This is a genomic window from Mycobacterium sp. 5-140-3-2 (assembly GCF_035666375.1).
GTDB classification, from domain to species: domain Bacteria; phylum Actinomycetota; class Actinomycetes; order Mycobacteriales; family Mycobacteriaceae; genus Mycobacterium; species Mycobacterium intracellulare.
This window is the reverse complement of record NZ_CP142025.1, coordinates 1707351-1724652: the sequence shown is the minus strand read 5'-3', so window position 1 is coordinate 1724652 and position 17302 is coordinate 1707351. Positions and strand designations below refer to the sequence as shown.

Here is a 17302-nt window from a genome sequence, read left to right as displayed (position 1 = left end):
GCGGAACACCTAAACAGCTGTGTTTCGAGGCTACTCATTTTTGACACTTTTGTCTAAACGAGCGTGCCGGCCGGCGAAATTCCCCGCGGCGACCAATCAGGACGTACAATCACTTGTCTTACTAGGTTAATGATGTGCTATGGATGGATGTGAGGACGCATGGACTGGGGTCTGCCGTGGCCGGGGCCTGCGCTGGCAACACAGGCGGAGACCGCCGGCGCGCAGGCGTTTTGTGCCGGTGAGTTCGCCGAACTCAACGCGTACATCACAGCGACCGAGATGGCCCTCGACACTTCGCGGGCCTACATCGGACCGGGGATCGCATATGCATTCGCCCGGTCCCCCTTCGTGCATGCCGCGGCCGTGCGACATCTCTGGACACTCGCGCCGGGCAGAATCTTCTTGGGACTTGGGTCGGGCACCTCGCGAATGAACCAAGACTGGTTCGGTGTCGACGCCACCCACCCCGCACCCAGGATGGCCGAACTGATCGAGGTGATCAGGGCGTTCCTGAACGTCGAGAACGGCGAACGCGTTCGATACGAGGGCCGGTTCTACACGATCGACGCCGACATCCGGGCACCCGTGCTCGGCCGGTTGGACGTGCCCATCTTGATCGGCGCCTTCAACAAGATCATGTTGCAGACGGTAGGTCGCACCGCCGACGGCGTACTGGGGCACGGCCTGTTCACCGATCGCTGGTGGACCGAACTCGTCGAGCACGAACTGGCCCGCGGCGCCGAATCAAGTGGGCGTGACGCGGCCGAGCTACGCCGCTGGGGCTGGCTGATCACCGCGATCGACAACGACGACCCGGCCCGGGCCATCCGGGACGCGCGGCTGCAGATCGCCTTCTACCTCACCGTGAAGACCTACGACTCACTCGTCGAACTGCACGGCTGGACAGACGAGGTCGCCCGGATCCGATCGGCATTCCGCAGCGGCCATCCGGAGAAGATGGCCGACCACGTCCCCGACGATATGCTGTGGTCGATCGCGATCTGCGGCGACGACACGCAGGCACGCGAAATGCTGGCGACTCGCAAACGACTGCCCGACTTAGCATTTGCATCACCGCCAAGCTTCCTGGTCGGACGCCGACGACGTGCCGGCTATGGTGCGGCCGCGACGCGCGTTCTTTCGCAACTGCGTTGACGCCAGCCACGGATGGGCCGGATGGGCGCCTTACATGGTGTACTGAGTACTACATGTCGAGTTCAGGAGGTCGCGATGGCCAAGCGGGAACCGCTCGCGCCGATGACCACGTCACAGCATAACGACGCGGTGCGGTCGCCGAAGACGGCCGAGATCGTGGCGGACACGTTGCGGCGGATGATCGTCGAGGGACAGCTCAAAGACGGCGATTTCCTCCCCTACGAGGCCGAACTCATGGATCACTTTCAGGTCAGCCGGCCGTCACTGCGAGAAGCGGTGCGAGTCCTGGAGTCCGACCGTCTCGTGGAGGTGCGGCGCGGCTCACGCACCGGGGCCCGGGTTCGCGTGCCGGGCCCCGAGATCGTTGCGCGGCCGGCGGGCTTCCTGCTCGAGATGGCGGGAACGACGCTCGCGGACGTGATGACGGCACGGATGGGGATTGAACCGTATGCGGCCCGGCTGCTCGCAGAGGATGGCACCGCTGCGGCCCACCGCGAGTTACGCGAACTCATCGAGGAGATCCCCGCTGCGTGGGAGACGGGCAAGCTGGGCGTGGCGTCCACTGCATTGCACCGCCGGCTAGTCGAACTGTCGGGCAACGCGACACTGACCGTGATCGTCGGCATGCTGCACGAAATCTTCGAAAGGCACATCACCGCAGCATTTCTCAGCGTTCAGAACGTCGTGCCCAAGGTTCAGTACACCAAGCTGATGCGGTCCTACACCCGACTCGCCGACTTGGTGGCCGCCCGGGATGGCGCTGAGGCCGAGGCGCATTGGCGGCGACACATGGAGAACGCCAGCGCCGAGCTACTCAAGGGCTACGAGAAGACAAAGGTCCGAGACATCATGCATTGAGTGGGCCCCGTGCCCACCCTCACTTGAAGGACCTCTGATGCGTAAACCGCTCACCGGAGTTCGCGTGCTGGAGGTCGCCCAGTTCACCTTTGTTCCCTCGGCAGGCGCGGTGCTCGCCGACTGGGGCGCCGATGTGGTGAAGATCGAGCATCCTGTCATCAAGGAGCTTGAGCGGGAGAATCAGAGGCTTAAGAAGTTTGTCACCGAGCAGGCCCTCGATATCGACATGCTCAAGGAGATCAGCCGGGGAAACTTGTGAGCCCCGACCGTCGGCGGCGAGCGGTGGTTGTGCTTGTTGAGCGGTTCGGGGTCTCGCACCGGCGTGCCTGCCGGGGGGTCGGCCAACACTGTTCGGTGCAGCAGTATGGGCCGCGCCGACCCGATGGCGACGAAGCGCGGCTGCGCGCCCGATTGCGCGAGATCGCCTTCGGGCGTCCGCGGTGGGGCTGGCGCAAGGCGCATGCCATCGCCAAATCCGAAGGTCTGGTGGTCAATCCCAGACGCACCCACCGATTGTGGAAAGACGAACGGCTGCAACGTCCGTCGAAGGCCCGCAAGCGGCTGCGCCTGGGCCACAGTTCGAAGCCATGGCGCATGGCGGCGGTCCGCCCGATCACGTCTGGGCGCTGGACTACCAGCACGACCTCACCGTCGACGGCCGTGCGCTGCGCTTCTGCAACGTCATCGACGAGTTCGCCCGTAAGGCGTTGGCGACACGGCCACGTCGATAATTGAATGCCGATCGGACCACCGGCCTCCTCGATGAGCTGATCATGACCACGGGCCGCAAGCCCGAACACATCCGCATGCACAACGGACCCGACCTGACCAGTCATGCCCTCGCGGATTGGGCACCCTTGGGTTCGGTGGGCGCGGTGTTCATCGAGCCCGGCGCACCCTGGGAAAACGGGCACTGCGAATCCTTCAACGGACGCTTTCGCGACGAATTCCTGACCACCGAGACCTTCGGTAGTCTGCTCGAAGCCCAAATCCTCGCTAAGGACTGGCGCACCGAATGCAACACCTACCGACCCCACAGCGCACTCAACGACCTCACCCCCGAGGGGTGATCGCGCTCATCGAATGTCCCCAGGTGTGCTCGTTGAAATTCCCCACCTGTGAGCAGCGGTCAGTGTAGTGGTTGGCGGGTGCCGGTGGTGGTTCGGCGCAGGGTTTCGGCGGCGGCCTGGTGGTCACGTAGCCGGTAGGACTCGCCGTCGAGGTTGATGACCACGGAGCGGTGCAGCAGGCGGTCGAGCATGGCAGCCGCGACGGTGGTGTCGCCGAGGATCTCACCCCAGGCTCCCACCCCGCGATTGGTCGTGATGACGATGCTGGTTTTCAAATACCGTTGGGAGACAACCTGAAACAACGCCGAAGCGGCCTCGGCGGGCAACGGTAGATACCCCAGTTCATCGATCACCAGCAAGGTGGGACCGGCGTAGAACCGCATGGTGGTGGCCCAGCGGCCCTCGATCGCGGCGCGGTGGCAGCGGGCGGCCAGATCGGCGGCGGTGGTGAAGTAGGTCCGGTAGCCGGCATGTGCTGCAGCCCGGGCCAACCCGACCGAGAGGTGAGTTTTGCCGGTGCCTGGTGGTCCGATGAGCAGGATGTTGGTCGCGGTTTCCAGGTAGCGGCAGGTGCCCAGCTCGTCGATGAGCTTGCGGTCGATGCCGGCGGCGGCATCGACGTCGAAGTCGGTGAGGGTGGCCGGGGTGGGCAGGCAGGCGAACCGCAGCCGGCCCGCCAACCGTCGGGCAGTGCTGGCCTCGACCTCGACGGCAAGCAGCCGCTCCAACGCGACGGTCAGCGACAGTCCCTCGGCGGTGGCCTGGTCGAGCACCGCGGGTAGGGCTTCGGCGGCCGCGGCGAGTTTGAGTTCGGCCAGGTGTGAGCGCAGCTGCTGATACCGGGACGCCGCCGCCGACGGCGACTCCGTGGTCGTAGTGGCGGTCTTGGGGGTGCGGGGTGTGGAGGTCATTGGAGGGTCCTGTTCTGGGCTGCCCGCTCGTAGACGGACAGGTCGATGACGGTGGAAACGGTTGACGGAATTGAGGATTGATGCACGGAGCTGTCGGCGTGTTTGATCTGGAGTAGTTGTGCGGCAGCGGCTTTGGCCGCCGGGCCCGGTGGGATGCGTTCCTTGCGGCGGTGCGGGCGACCGGTCGCCGCGGTGGCCATCGCGGCGGCGTCCAGCGCGATGACATGACCGCTGTCACGCACCATCACCCCCAACCCGTCAGCGGCCATACGATGCCGAGCGATCACGATCCCGCCCGTGGTGGCGATATCGAGGAAGTCACCTCCGACTGGATGGCTGACCACGACCTGGGCGGCGGCCAGTTCCGGGGGCACCGAGTAGCGATTGCCGCGGTAGGACACCATCGCCTGCCTCGATGCGGTGCGGGCCTCGGCGACGATCACTGGATAGGCCAGCGCCGGCACCGAGGACAGGGGCTCGGTTTTGGCCACCACGGCGACTGAGGAGCGGCCGTTGGCGGTGGCCCGCAGTCGGGTGTCACCCCGCACGCGGGCGAACCGATCCAGGCTCACCTGAGCCTGCTCAGGGGTGGCTTCGTCGGCCAAGGTGCGCCACCAGCGTTGGGCAGCGGTGTGGTTGACCTTCTCCACCACGCCCTTGCGGTTACCGCGCCGGGCCGGGCAGATCGCCACCGCCACTCCGTAGTGCTTGGCCACCCCGGCAAACGACGCGGTCACCCGGCCGCTGCCGGGGTCACAGACCGTGGCCATCCGGTCGAAGCGCCACACCCGGGTGCACCCGCCCACGCCACGGGTGATGCGGTCCAGGCCGGCGACCAGGTGCGGCTGATCCTCGCTCGGTGCCAGGAAGCCGCGCCACTTACCGGAATGCGCCAGCGAGCCGACCAACAGGTGCGCGGTCTTGCCCCAGCCCCACGATGCCGGCGGATCGGGCAATTCCAGCCAGTCCCATTGGGTTTCCTCACCCGGCGGGTGCTGGATCACCGCGTTCGGCCGTTGCGTCACAGTCCGGCACGCCTCACAGACCGGGCGCAGATTCCGGGCCCGGATGTTGCGAGTCAGGCTCTGATACGACAACCCGAACCCCAGGTCCTCCAATTCGTCGAGCAGGGTGCGGGCCCACAGATGCGGGTCCTCGGTCAGCCGCGCGGTGACGTAGTCGACGAATGGGTCAAAAGGGTCCGGGCCCGGGCGGGCACGCACTCCCGGCGTGCCGTCACCGGCCAGATACTTGCGGACCGTCTTGCGGTCGAAGCCGGTGTGGCGGGCGATCGCCGAGATCGTCCAACCACGCTTGGCCAGGGCATGTACTTCCACATCGTCCTCCCATGTGAGCATGAGAAAGCGGGCCTCCTTCGGGCAGTGCTGCAGGCGTCAGACACCAGCAGCATCGAAGGAGGCCCGCCCTTCTCGGCGGAGCCACACGGGTGGGGAATTTCAATGAGCGTCAGTGGGGAATTTCAGCGAGCGCGGTCAGGGGTTCCGAATGCACTGCGAAACTACCCACCAACAACTGTCATAGATCCTGGCCCGGAAAGCTGAGACCCCGTCACCTTCACACTCTGGGGGAAGCTCCGTGATCGAGCTTGCGGCCATCGTCGCGCACACTCCAAGTGTTAGCCGGCACCGTTGGAACGTGCGACATCTGCCGGCATGTCTCGACTTACTTAAGACCGCTTAATAATTCGAATAATGCGCACACCACCCCGACAGGTGGCGCGTGCCACGAGGTTTGGTGTTATCGACTGTCAGGATTTAAAAGATGTGCTGCCGTAGCATGCCGCGTTGCCCACATCAAGGGTGCTTTCGCAGATGACCTTCCCGCGAAAATAGATCCGGACCGTTACCCAATTATTAGGCCTAGCCTCTGGGCACCAGGCTCGCCCATCACACACGCGAGGGCGCCAGTCGGCGCGAACTTCCGCGCCGTCTACTGATGGACTGAGAGCATTCATCACCGTCACGGTGGTTCGCCATGGCAGTGGCACGCCGTCCAGTACTTTTCGCTCAGAGGAGTCGAAGTACTCGAGATTTGCTGCGGCGACATCGTTTGAAACGACCTCGTATGTAACGCTGTCCTCAGCGCGAGCGTCCGGCGCCACCGCGACGGCAGAAATGCCGGTAATCAGCGCAATAATTATCAGCTGGGTACGAATCATTAATCCCTCCGGCAGGTATCACTGTCGAGCTCAACGCTGACCAGGCCGGACAGCAACAATGCACCGAGCTAGTGAGACGCCTGTCAATGCCAAACCCGATGCAATCATGGTTGCTGGGCCCCCGCTAACAGTAACAAAACCAAGCTATTACCAGTCGCTTCATTGCGTCGCACATCTATCCCTAAGTCTGTGTAGGAGCAATCAGGGATGGCGGTGGAGCCTTGTAGTAACGCGCCCTTTATCGCATCAGCTTCGTTCATGCGGGCACCTTGAAGCAGGACGGCCTTGTCGCCGCCGTAGCCGAGATCCTTTAGCCCGGGCAGCGGGTCAGTGATCGGGAGGTGTGTTGAGTTGTGGCTAAGGTAGTCATCGGTCGACTGATTAATGATCCTCGCTGCCTTTTCGACTACTGGGTTGTAGCTCAACGGCTGACATGACGTTCCGCCACGGGCGATCTCCATTGCGTCTTTCAGGTTGTCTTCCGAATCCGCCAGAGCCGATGGTGTCAGCACCATAGCACCGGAAAAGGCCAGCATGAACACGACTACCAGTCGGATCGCCGTCCTCCGGCACGGGAGTATCGGCGCCGACTTGCGGCCACCGAGCGGCGCAAGTGATTGTCTTAGCACTTACAACTCCTTCTCTGGAAATCAATTACGAGCCACTGAAGTGCGGGACAACATGTGGCTTTTCTCGTCGTGCGGTTAGAACTCGCCGGCCTCACTGGTAGCAGAGAAGCCTTCCGTCAACAAGACCCGTAGCTTAGGCACACCCGCGTGGAGGCCTCGTCGTAGCCTTTGAACCATGTTTCTGTGTGGGTTATCAAGAACTTAAATTCGCCGTGCCCGCAATAGGTGCTGCCGTCTGGCTCGATCGCACAAGTCGTTGAGTTGTACGTTACGTAGCTGCGCGGCGGCAGGGTTTGATCCGCTTGTCCGGCAGGGAACTGAATGGCCGCCGTCCAGCCGTGGTGCACGGAGCGGTTTCCGTTGAACCAAGCGATGTGATTGCTGTCCGGGGGTGCACCCGGAATAACGCCGCTGCAACCAAAGCTTCCCCTATCCCAGATGCCGCAGTTGAGTCCAGAGGGTGACAAGAACCAGACACCGGGATGGTCAGCAAGGAAGAATCGGTCTGGCTCGAATTGGTCGTACCACGCCGATATGTGCGCCATCTCTGGAAAAGGATTCGCGGGAGCACCGCCAGGCGGGTCCGCGTGTGCCGGAGCGACGGTACCCAAGACCAACCCGATCGCAGAGGCAGTGGTCGCCAACCACCGGCGACTGCCAATACAGCGATACATTCTGTGATTCTCCTCCTCTGGAGCAGCGCGCAAGCTGCGAACGGCAACCACGTCGGCCCAGCTCACCGCCACCGCTCACCCTCACCAGCGACTGGTTTAACCCAGAGATCGGAGTCCGCTGTGAATTGACACGAAGCGCACGCTCGGCGCATCCACTCAGTTACCGGACTACGTTCTACTGACATACGTGCGAACGGCGGATTCGAGTTCCCCAACGCAATACTCTTTGCACCGATGGACCTGTGAACCAGTCGGGTTGATGGCTTTTGATCCCTGCGCTGACATTGGACAGGTGCTGCCACAGTAGGTAGAAACTCTTACCTTCATAGAGCGGGAAGTAGACATCACCCGCAGGGTCCGTGGACTGAGTAAGCGCCTGAACGCGCGGGGCGAGGAAGTCTACCGACTGGTCGATATTTGCGGTAACGATGTCAGCTTGCCGTTGAAGGTCGCCGATGCTGTAGTCCCAGTCGGAACCGGCGCCCGAGATGACCCCCGGTCCATTCGGTGTGATCCGGTTGAATTGCAGCCTGTTGATCTGGCGCGTCAATTCGTCATATTGAGCGTTGAACCACTGGCACATCTCCCGTTCCGCATTGATGTCCGCATCGGTGACGCTTCCTTTCGTTTCGTCATAAGGGAATGGAAATTTGGGCGCCCAGTTTGAAGGCGTCGGAGTGACCACCGGTAATGGCTCGGGAGGCCGCTCGTAATCGGACGGATCGGCTCGAGAAGCGGGCTCAGTCGCGACGGTCACACCGGACAACGTAATCAGGACGGATGTCAAGACCACAATCGGACGGGCAAACGCGCTTCGCCTCGCTATAGCTTTAACAGCAGGCACTCCTACTATGCGGAGACAGCTATGAACGCAGCCATCCAGATCCGGCCACCTAGTTCGAGCCATCATAATCTCCTGTTCGGGAGTTCTATTTCTGTTCTAACGCGTCGCCAACTCCGCCAACCTCGGTAATTTGCCAATCCTTACTGCTGTCGATTGTGACGCTATACGTTGCCGTCGACTGCAGTGGCTCCGGAGCTTGCGCGGTCTTGGTAAGCACCATTACAAAAGAGTCGACGACGTAGGTAGCGCCGGTTACTTTGCGAACCTTGGCCGCCAGCGGACGTGCCGTTGAATTCCATTGCAGCGGCACCAGAATCTGTTCCATTGACGTTGCGGCCTTGGTCAACTTGTCTTTCAGTTCGGGACTGGTGCCGCCGACAAGCTTGCTTTTCCACGAGTTGAGATCTTGGTAGTTCATCGCTGCCGCGTCGACCGCGTAGTGCAAAGCGACGTTTTCGGCGTGCACCTTGTTTTCGGATTGCCGAGCCTGCTCGTCCAGCTTGTGTTTCGCTCCAACATATAGCCAGCCCAACACTGCGACGCCGCCGACAAGGACGGCGATCGCGACGGCGATCACCAGGCTAGAAAGAGAAACCGAGAGCTGCGCTCGTCTGGACTTCTTGCCCTGAGGCTCGTCCGTAGTCGACGAAGTGTCCTCAGTGGGTGTCTCGTCCGCTGGCTCAAACTCGGCTGAATCGGCCTGGGCCGCGTCCGGTCCGGGGGTGTTTATTTCGGTATCAATCATCACGCAAATTCCTTAATTCGTGGTCTCGCACGGCCATGCCTGCCTATTTAATTCTGGGGGATGGCGACGTGCAGCGTAATCGCGCCATCTTCGGGCACCGTGTCCAGGATGTTGGACAGGATCTGACTGGGGTCGAAGTTCAACAACGCACCGGCGATGGCCTTCACCCGTGGCCGAAGCGCTTCACCCAGCACTTTGAGGTCACCGCCATTCTGATCCAATAACTTCTGGACCCGGCTAAGCAGGTGGCCGAATTTGCGCATACCGTCCGGACCGATCTCGAGGGCACCTACCGAAAAGCCTTGCAGGATCTTTTTAGAATTGTCGGCGCTATCCCGGATTCCGGGTATCAGGCCAGCGAGCGTGGGCCCGACCCACCCAGCGTTGCGTAAGAGGGTCTGGAAGTTGCTCAGCAGCACTCGCCCATGGCCATGCATATCCGCTGCTGTGTTTCTCAGCAACTCGCTAGCGTGCGACAGGTTAGGCAGCACCAAGTTTGGATCAGGCAGTGCAGCGTCACCCTCGTGGATGATGCGTTCGACCGCTTCGGGATCGAGCTGATTGAGTATCCGCGTGACACTTACCGCCAGCTCTGTTATCGATGGTGGTTGTATTACCGACTCGGTTGCGATGTGCTGGCCGTCGTGCAACATTGGGCCGTCCCGACGCCGCGGGAACAGGCCGATATAGGTTTCACCGAGGGCAGACAGATTCTCGAGTCGCACATCGCAGTCGGCGGGGATGCGCAGGTGGCCGTCAACGTAGAAGTCGATAGTAGCTCCGTCGAGAGACGATGCTATACGGCTGACTTTGCCGACTGGCACGCCACGCAGCAGGATATTTGAATCGACAACGAGACCATTGATATCTCCCACCGTCATGGAGAGATTGGTACGGTCAGAAGGCGCTCTAACCCGCACGCCGAGCGAGCCAATGTAGCTCACGGCAAACGCAATCATCAGGGCAAATGCAATGAAGGACAAAATGGCTCGCACCCTCATGGTGTCGCACCTAAGATCCGTAGCACATCCTGCACGTTGCCCGACATTTCCCGACCGTCGGGTCCAACTATCGACGTAATGTTGATCGCTGGATATTTATCTTCCGGAAGGAAGAAGCCAGTGAATAGCCGGCGCCATGCGGGCCACTCCTTTTCAAACTCCCATTTGGAATGCTGAAGAGCGCCCATCTCATCACTCAATGATCGCAGTAACGGCACCAGCCAGAAACCACCGGCGTAGATACTACCGGTAGACGGAAGAATGGTACCCACATACGAAAAGATCTCCAAGAACCGTTTAATCGCTGTCATGCCTTGCTTCGAGAACATTTCCTGGAGTACCAGGATCCTCCTGTGCATGACATCGACCGTTTCGGACACGCCATTGAGCCATTGGTCGACCAGATTCATGTTGTCAGACAGGTCCCCGAGGTCGGCTGCCACTTGGGAAGCCACCTTCCGAATCGCACCTTCTCCTCCCGGCGGCTGGACTCGGTTGATACGGATGATCGAGTTCTGTATGCGCTGGATGGATCCGCTCGACACGAAGTTCGCCATGTTCGCGATTGTGTCTTCCAGTTGTTGCGGAGACGTAGTCTGCGCCAGCGGGATGCGGTCGCCGGACCTCAACGGTGGTGCCGCAGCCTGGTCGGTTTGCGGTCGCTCGAGGGCGACATAGATGTCGCCCAAGACAGTGTCCTGCTGCAGGACCGCTCGGATGTTCGACGGCACCGCGACGTTGGGGTCGATTCTCGAGGTGACGTCGACCGCACGGCTGGATAGTGCCACCTTGGTGACGACGCCGACCGTGGTGCCGTCCAACACCACCTTTGCCCGATCCGGCAAGTTGAGCGCGTTGTTAAATTCGATGACGATGTCATATCCACCGCGATAGCTATTACCAGGCTGAGGCAACGAACTCACATTGAGCGATGCACACGATGAAAGTGCGACGACACCAGCAGTGACCGCGGCCAACCGCCACATCCGGCGGATCATCGGTTCGCCTGGTTGAGGACGTATTGAAGCAGCGCAACATCAACCGCGTACGGTTGCCCAGCAACATCCGCGCAGCTTCCGGGCATCGAAGCGTTCATCACGCCACACAGCGCAAGTCCATTGGGGGTACGGACGCGATACAGCGGCGGACGGTAGGTGATATGGAACGCACGGTTATTGAAGTGGTTGGCTAGCGTATTGACCCACCAAGGCACCGGATTCAGGAGATTCGCCAGCCACGGCGCGTGTGCACTGAACTTCCTCAGGGCAACCGACGTCGAGTCGAGCGTGAACTGAAGCTCGTCACCGAGGTTGTCTTCCACGTCGACACCCGCTTTGACCAAGCCCATAAATCCTCCGACCATATGGTTGCCGCCATCCACCGTCACGGCGAAGTCCGACATGTTCTGTTCCGCGTTGAGCAGAACCTCCTTCAGCGGGCCTCTGATCTCGGTGAGCGCCGAACTCAGTTCAGCAAGGTTCGTGATCACGGATCCGATGTCGCTGATCGTTTGATCAGGGCTATCGACTACCGCCGATGACGTGGTCAGCAGCTGATTGACGCCGGCTCCATTGTTGTGCAGCGCCTGATCGAGCTCACGCACGACATCGCCGACATTCGTCGACCCACCCGGGTTGATCTTGTTGAGGAAATTGGTCGCCGAGCCGATCACTTCGGACAGGCTCTTCGGCGTCCACGAACGGGTAAGCGGAATACACTCACCGGCACCGAGGTGAGGTGCCGCATCACCAGGGTTGCCGACAAGCTCCAGCGACCGGTCAGCAAGGATCGATGTCGACCTGATTATTGCCTTGACATCCGCTGGCAACGGACGCCGCTCAGTCACACTGAAATCGACACGGACGTCCGTTGTACCGGGGGTGATGCTCGTGACTTTCCCGATCTGATAGCCCATCTGCGTGACCGGATTGCCGACATATAGCCCGATGCTGTCGGGCATCATTGCGCAGTATTCGGCGTGGGGCTGTCTTTCATGCAGCCGCCCGCATGAGGCCACAAAGGTCACCACAGCCGCTGCTGTCAAAGCGATCGCGCCGAGCCGACCAAGGCGATGCGAACCTGACACGGCCATTAGCACGGACTCCCCGGTATCGGCATACACAGATCGGTGGCCAATAGCTCCGGAGCCTCCTGCTGTGCGCCCAGGACCCGTTCGATTTTTCTCCGCCCCAGGCGCAGCGCCCGGATTATTACACCGTTGCGGTCCGACCACATTCGTGCTTTTTGCACCCAGTCACGGATCCTAGCGAGAGCCGTGTCGCGATGATTCTCGTAGTAAATGAAGATTGGTGATAGGCCATCCATGGTGTCGCCCATGCCTTTAAGCGCCCTGGCGAGTCCCTCGCTGTAGAGCGTAAGTGACTGTTCAATGATCGACAATTTGCGGACCATGTCCTTGAGGTCGTCACTGTAATTGTTCAGCTTTCCGACATACTCATTGGATAGATTTAGGATGGCACTCACTTGCCCACGTTGCTTCTCAATTGTCGACATAAGCTTGTTGCCCGCATCGATAACCGCCGAGATTGATTCCACGTTGGTGCCGTTAAGCCCCTGCTGCACCTGGTTGAGCGATTCATTTATCGGCTTTGGGTCAACCTTGTCGGTGATCTTCGTCGCGTCGGTGAGAGTCTGTATCAAGCTGTAAGGCATCGTCACGCGTTCGACCGGAATAGGCTTAGCGCCTAAAGAACTGTCACCTAGTGACACGATGCTCACATAATAGCCCCCAACCACCGTGAGCATGCGGACTTGCACCTGCGAGCGATCACCGACAAATGCACTACCGTCAACCCGTGCTCGGACGCGCACTCGGTTCGATTCCAGTGCCAGATCCTTCACCTTGCCCACGTTGATTCCGGCAATGCGTACCGGGTCTCCTGGACGGATCGCCGCCGCGTCGTCGGTGTAGAAGGTGACGATCTTCTGCCCGGGGGGGCTGATATAGAGCATCGCCGTCGCGAGCGCCACAATCGTCACTAGGGCAAGGGCACCAGCACCCCACAGAGTCGGATTACGTAACGCTTTCATCGGTTGCACAACACCACTTTTCGGCCGTTGAGAAGTACGTCCATTTGCTCAGGTAACTGGGCCTTGCCCCGGGAACAGGCCAGGGGCGCGCCGGCCTCCGGCGGTGGTGGGATGTTTTCCCACATGACCGGAACGAGCTTGAAGGCGTCCGTAAAGTCGTCGAGGACGGTGAACGCACGGTCCAGACCCTGGTCCATGTCACTGGCATTCTTGTTGGCGGCCGGGCCGTAGGTGAAGTAATCGCCATTATTCACACCAGGTGGAAATCCTAAGTTAGCCACCAATTGCGCGACATCACCTGTAAACTCACCGTAGAGGTAAGCTTTTCGAAACTCGTCCAATATTCCAAAGATGCCAGCTACCGGCCCTTTATTAAGCCAGTCCGCTATCTGGATCAGGTCTTTTCCATGTCCGCCCATAGTATCGGAAATTTCCTTCAGATTGCGCATCAGCGTTGCGATGACTTGTTGACGGTCCGATGCAAACCTGGTGAGCTTGCGGATGCTCTCCAGCATCGGCGCCAAGCCGCCGCCATCACCGGAGAGATATGCTGCCGCATTGGCGGTAAAGGTGTTTACCTCGTCAGGGTTCAGAGTGGCAATCACGGGTTGTAGCCCGTTGAATAACGTAGTGACGTCGAAAGACGGTTGGGTCATCGCGGTGGTCACATGGGTGACAAGAGCGGCCTTCGAATACCCCTCTGTCGCGTCCACGACATCTAAATACCGCAAACCGGTAAGAGCCTCGAACTTGATGGCAAGCCGGGTTCCGGGTACCACGCCATATCGCTTGTCGAGCGTAAACCCGACCACGGCGATGCTTTGACCGTGCCTTCGCTCGAGGCCGACTGAGTGGACCTTCCCGACTCGGACTCCGCGGACCCGCACGTCGGCGTCCTGATGCAATCCCGATGCGTCAGTGAACTCGGCATCGTACGATCGCGTTTCCGCCGCCATGGGCTGCCTAATGACATTCGCAACCAGAATAAACAGAACGATCGCGACGACCCCGCTGATCGCGAGTCGCCACAACGCCGCTCTAGGCTTCATCGGGCACCTCCCAAAGCGGCAAGTGGCGCCGCGACACCCGGAAGGCTGTCAAGAACAATGCGAACCTGAAGCGCACGTTGCTCAGGCGTTCCCGCGTACATTTTCTCAAGCCGGGAACGCAGTTCCACGAGCATCTCCGAAATGCCTTGAGGCCTGATCAGTGGCGGCACCACATCGGTCAGCGCCTTGACAGTGTCAACCATGGGCGCCAGATCGTCGATATGCGTGTACTCCAGCCTGCCGATCGCACCAAACAGGTTATCCGCTACGAATTGCATGAACGGTAGAATAGTATGCGAGTATTCGTCATCGCTGGCGTTCCATGTACCCTTGTTCAATTTATTAGTACCGTGCGTTAAATCGGCGCCGGCATCGAGCATCGCGTCGGTAAACGACGGAAATGCAACACTCACTCCCGTCGCGTTTCTTAATAGTTGCGCGGTACTCACTGTTTGCGTGTTGGCAAGCGCATTAGCCGAAATCAAGAGGGTCTCGGCCAGCGGATCCAACGCATCAGTGTATCGAGTGGCCTTCTCGACCACCTGGATCAGCCGCGTGGTTAATGTTCCCGTAGCAAGTCTTCCAAGGCGAGATAGCAAGGCTTGAAGCGTAAAGTTGCCCTTCGGCGTGATCTTCAGGTGGGTCCCATCGCGGAGTGGTCGCCCACCCGCACCTGCGATTAGATTGATACCGGTCACGCCAAAATAGTTGACGGGCCGGAAATCAATAGCCATGGCATCAGTTAATCCCGCTATTGGCGTTTTTTGCAGATCAGCATTGAGCCGAACACCTCCCCCGGACAATCTGGACACCGCCGTGACCTCGCCGACCTTTACCCCATGCATGACCAACTCCGTACCCTTGGCCACCCCGGGACCGACATATGGCGTATCGATCGCCATGGAAATTGCATTAGCTGGTCTCCCGCCGAATGGCTTGAAAACCATAAGTAGGCCACCCACGGCAACGACGCAGAGCACAAGCGCCGCGCCGACGATGGTCAGCGTTCGCTTCTCAGATTCCGCAGAAGCGTGCAGTAGCATGTCTGCTCACCTAACCTTTGAACACGAATACTGGATGAAGGCCCCACAGCGCCACGGTCAGTATCAAATCCAAGACAATGATCGTGATCAGACTGGTCCGCACGGCGCGACCCGACGCTTGACCAACGCCGACCGGGCCACCCGAAGCAAAGTATCCGTAATAGCAATGGATCAAAGTCACGGCCGCACAGTAGACGGCTATTTTGATCACAGAGTATGCAAGATCCCTAGGTACCAAAAACTCGGCAAAGTAATGATCATATGTTCCGCCGGGCTGATTGTGAGATACCCGGATGACGGCGTCCATGACGAAGAAGTTGGCTATCAGCGCCACTAGAAATCCCGGCACCACACATATCATCGCGCCGACCAGGCGAGTGCCGACCACAAACGGTATCGGCCTGAGCCCCATCGCTTCTAGGGCATCGATCTCTTCGGCGATGCGCATGGCACCGATCTCGGCGGTCATCCGGCACCCCGTTTGTCCAGCGAACGCGACGGCGCTCACTATCGGCCCGATCTCGCGCACCCCTCCTATCCCGCCGACAATCCCAGACAAACCACCGAAGCCAATAATATTCAAGACAGCAAACGCCTCAACAGCTAACGAGGCACCGACCGCAATACCGAGGAGCAATAATACGCTTATCGCCCCACCATCCACGATCAGCGAACCCCTACCCCAAGCGAGGCTGTTCATTTGTTGCAATGTTTGTCGCCGATACTTAACGACCGCTACTGGCACCGAGCTGAATGTCTTGGCAATGAACACCACCCACTGCCCAAGGTTATGGAACATCCCGCCGATCGGCTCGACTGCCGCTGTTGCCAGTCGAGTACTGAAATGCATACTCGGTACTGTTGCGCCGCTACCGGGAGTCATTACGCTACCTCCAGCGGAGCAAACATCGACTGCAACTGCGTTATCGCGAGGTTTGCGAAAACAATCCAAACGACATTGACCACAACCGATGAGTTCACGGCGTCTGCTACGCCTCGCGGGCCACCCTTCGCCTCCATTCCGCGTAGCGATGAAACTAAGCCCACGATTGCCCCAAAGACAAGCGTTTTGCCGATGGCGAACCATACGTCCACCACCTTCGAGAATGTCCCGAACGACATCCAGAAACTTCCCGGCGCCACGTCGGACGCTCCCACTGCCATCAAAAATGAGGACGCCATTCCCGACGCCACAATAAATATGCATAAAATCGGGGCTATCAATAGCAGTGCGAGAAAACGTGGGACCACCAGGTGGCGGACCGGATCAATACCCATTACCCGCATTGCGTCAAGTTCTTCACGGATTGCGCGTGCCCCAAAGTCCGACGCAATGGCCGAAGCTGCTGCGGCACCCATCAACAATCCCGCCGTCATCGGCGCTCCCTGCCGAACAACACCCACCCCGGCGGCCGCGCCAAGCAGCGAGGTTGCCCCCAGTTGGTTGACAAGACCCGACGTCACAATAGTTGTGATTGCGCCGATCGGAACAGCCATCAGCAGCGCGGGTATGGTCGTCACTTTGAGCAAGATCCATGCCTGCACAACGACTTCGCCGACTGGGAGCCTCATGGCAATGGTGTCGGCAACGATGTAGCGCACCACGTCCGCAAACAGCTGCACACCACGACCCGTCGTGGCCGCGGTACGCCTTGGAATCATGCCCACGTGGCGCGCAGCTCTGAGCGGGTAAACCATAAGCAGTGATCGGCCCACGTTGCTGGAGCCCGGACTCAACGCGTCCTGAGGTAGGTCGTTGTCGATGCGAGTGGTCATGAATCACCGCCAGGACACTTGTGAAAACGCACGCGCCCCCACGGGTCAACAGCGATAGACGCTAGCGGCAGCAGGCTAGCCGGCATGCCAAAAGCCTTGCGTGAGGAGTAGGTCTCCAGACTGCGCAGCACGGCCGAACCGTCTTCGCGACGCTTTGGTAGTACCACCCTCATTGGCCCTGCACCGATGAGCCCGAGGTCGTCAGCGCTGACGCGCCCACGCCGGGCGCCGACCATCCGTGGGGAGACATAGGTTGCCTGGCGCCAAACCTTTTAGCATCGGACCCGATCTGAGGCCACGCCTTCATCCAACGTCCT

18 protein-coding genes and 1 pseudogene are annotated in these 17302 nt (G+C 60.1%); 5 read left to right on the top strand and 14 right to left on the bottom strand.

The annotated features are described in order from the left end of the window. Positions 1-159: 159 nt before the first annotated feature. From P6281_RS08235 to P6281_RS08215, 5 genes and pseudogenes are all read left to right on the top strand, one after another. A complete protein-coding gene (locus tag P6281_RS08235; RefSeq protein ID WP_324738714.1) occupies positions 160-1155 on the top strand; it encodes an LLM class flavin-dependent oxidoreductase in 996 nt (331 codons plus the stop codon). 75 nt (positions 1156-1230) lie between these two features. Then, positions 1231-2013, top strand: a complete 783-nt coding sequence (locus tag P6281_RS08230) for a FadR/GntR family transcriptional regulator (RefSeq protein WP_324738713.1) — start codon at positions 1231-1233, stop codon at positions 2011-2013. 37 nt (positions 2014-2050) lie between these two features. Next, a pseudogene (locus P6281_RS08225) lies at positions 2051-2188 on the top strand (CoA transferase); the annotation flags it as partial. A gap of 412 nt (positions 2189-2600) precedes the next feature. Next, the gene (locus P6281_RS08220) at positions 2601-2744 is read left to right on the top strand and encodes a hypothetical protein (protein ID WP_324738712.1); all 144 of its coding nucleotides are present in this window, start codon (positions 2601-2603) and stop codon (positions 2742-2744) included. A gap of 42 nt (positions 2745-2786) precedes the next feature. Next, complete coding sequence (locus P6281_RS08215) at positions 2787-3083, top strand: integrase core domain-containing protein (protein WP_324738711.1); 297 nt, start codon at positions 2787-2789, stop codon at positions 3081-3083. 59 nt (positions 3084-3142) lie between these two features. On the opposite strand, the gene istB is transcribed toward P6281_RS08215, so the two are convergent. From istB to P6281_RS08145, 14 genes are all read right to left on the bottom strand, one after another. Continuing rightward, complete coding sequence (gene istB / locus P6281_RS08210; protein WP_324738710.1) at positions 3143-3994, bottom strand: IS21-like element helper ATPase IstB; 852 nt, start codon at positions 3992-3994, stop codon at positions 3143-3145. Continuing rightward, positions 3991-5352 carry a Mu transposase domain-containing protein gene (locus P6281_RS08205; protein WP_324738709.1) on the bottom strand — a complete coding sequence of 454 codons (1362 nt, stop codon included), beginning with the start codon at positions 5350-5352 and terminating at the stop codon, positions 3991-3993. Before P6281_RS08205 ends, istB begins: the two co-directional genes overlap by 4 nt. A 410-nt stretch (positions 5353-5762) precedes the next feature. After that, positions 5763-6173 carry an MmpS family transport accessory protein gene (locus P6281_RS08200; RefSeq protein ID WP_085164599.1) on the bottom strand — a complete coding sequence of 137 codons (411 nt, stop codon included), beginning with the start codon at positions 6171-6173 and terminating at the stop codon, positions 5763-5765. 104 nt (positions 6174-6277) lie between these two features. Beyond that, on the bottom strand, positions 6278-6709 hold the full coding sequence (locus tag P6281_RS08195) for a hypothetical protein (RefSeq protein WP_317727810.1): 432 nt from the start codon (positions 6707-6709) through the stop codon (positions 6278-6280). A 942-nt stretch (positions 6710-7651) separates the two neighbouring features. Further along, on the bottom strand, positions 7652-8242 hold the full coding sequence (locus P6281_RS08190) for a hypothetical protein (protein ID WP_276038143.1): 591 nt from the start codon (positions 8240-8242) through the stop codon (positions 7652-7654). Positions 8243-8405: 163 nt separating this feature from the next. Beyond that, entirely contained in the window at positions 8406-9065 is a 660-nt protein-coding gene (locus P6281_RS08185; protein ID WP_324738929.1) for a hypothetical protein, read from the bottom strand. Positions 9066-9112: 47 nt separating this feature from the next. Continuing rightward, complete coding sequence (locus tag P6281_RS08180; protein WP_047324173.1) at positions 9113-10066, bottom strand: MlaD family protein; 954 nt, start codon at positions 10064-10066, stop codon at positions 9113-9115. Continuing rightward, the gene (locus tag P6281_RS08175) at positions 10063-11064 is read right to left on the bottom strand and encodes an MlaD family protein (RefSeq protein WP_324738708.1); all 1002 of its coding nucleotides are present in this window, start codon (positions 11062-11064) and stop codon (positions 10063-10065) included. The genes P6281_RS08180 and P6281_RS08175 overlap by 4 nt, the downstream gene beginning before the upstream one ends. Further along, positions 11061-12158, bottom strand: coding sequence for an MlaD family protein (locus P6281_RS08170; RefSeq protein ID WP_324738707.1), 1098 nt, complete (start codon positions 12156-12158; stop codon positions 11061-11063). The genes P6281_RS08175 and P6281_RS08170 overlap by 4 nt, the downstream gene beginning before the upstream one ends. Then, the gene (locus P6281_RS08165) at positions 12158-13117 is read right to left on the bottom strand and encodes an MlaD family protein (RefSeq protein ID WP_163716891.1); all 960 of its coding nucleotides are present in this window, start codon (positions 13115-13117) and stop codon (positions 12158-12160) included. Before P6281_RS08165 ends, P6281_RS08170 begins: the two co-directional genes overlap by 1 nt. Continuing rightward, on the bottom strand, positions 13114-14166 hold the full coding sequence (locus P6281_RS08160) for an MlaD family protein (RefSeq protein ID WP_095795445.1): 1053 nt from the start codon (positions 14164-14166) through the stop codon (positions 13114-13116). The genes P6281_RS08165 and P6281_RS08160 overlap by 4 nt, the downstream gene beginning before the upstream one ends. Beyond that, positions 14163-15209, bottom strand: coding sequence for a Mammalian cell entry related domain protein (locus P6281_RS08155; RefSeq protein ID WP_163714664.1), 1047 nt, complete (start codon positions 15207-15209; stop codon positions 14163-14165). The genes P6281_RS08160 and P6281_RS08155 overlap by 4 nt, the downstream gene beginning before the upstream one ends. A gap of 10 nt (positions 15210-15219) precedes the next feature. Then, positions 15220-16059, bottom strand: a complete 840-nt coding sequence (locus tag P6281_RS08150; protein WP_085164596.1) for an MlaE family ABC transporter permease — start codon at positions 16057-16059, stop codon at positions 15220-15222. Between the two features lie 32 nt (positions 16060-16091). Further along, on the bottom strand, positions 16092-16907 hold the full coding sequence (locus P6281_RS08145; protein WP_231614284.1) for an ABC transporter permease: 816 nt from the start codon (positions 16905-16907) through the stop codon (positions 16092-16094). Positions 16908-17302: the final 395 nt, after the last annotated feature.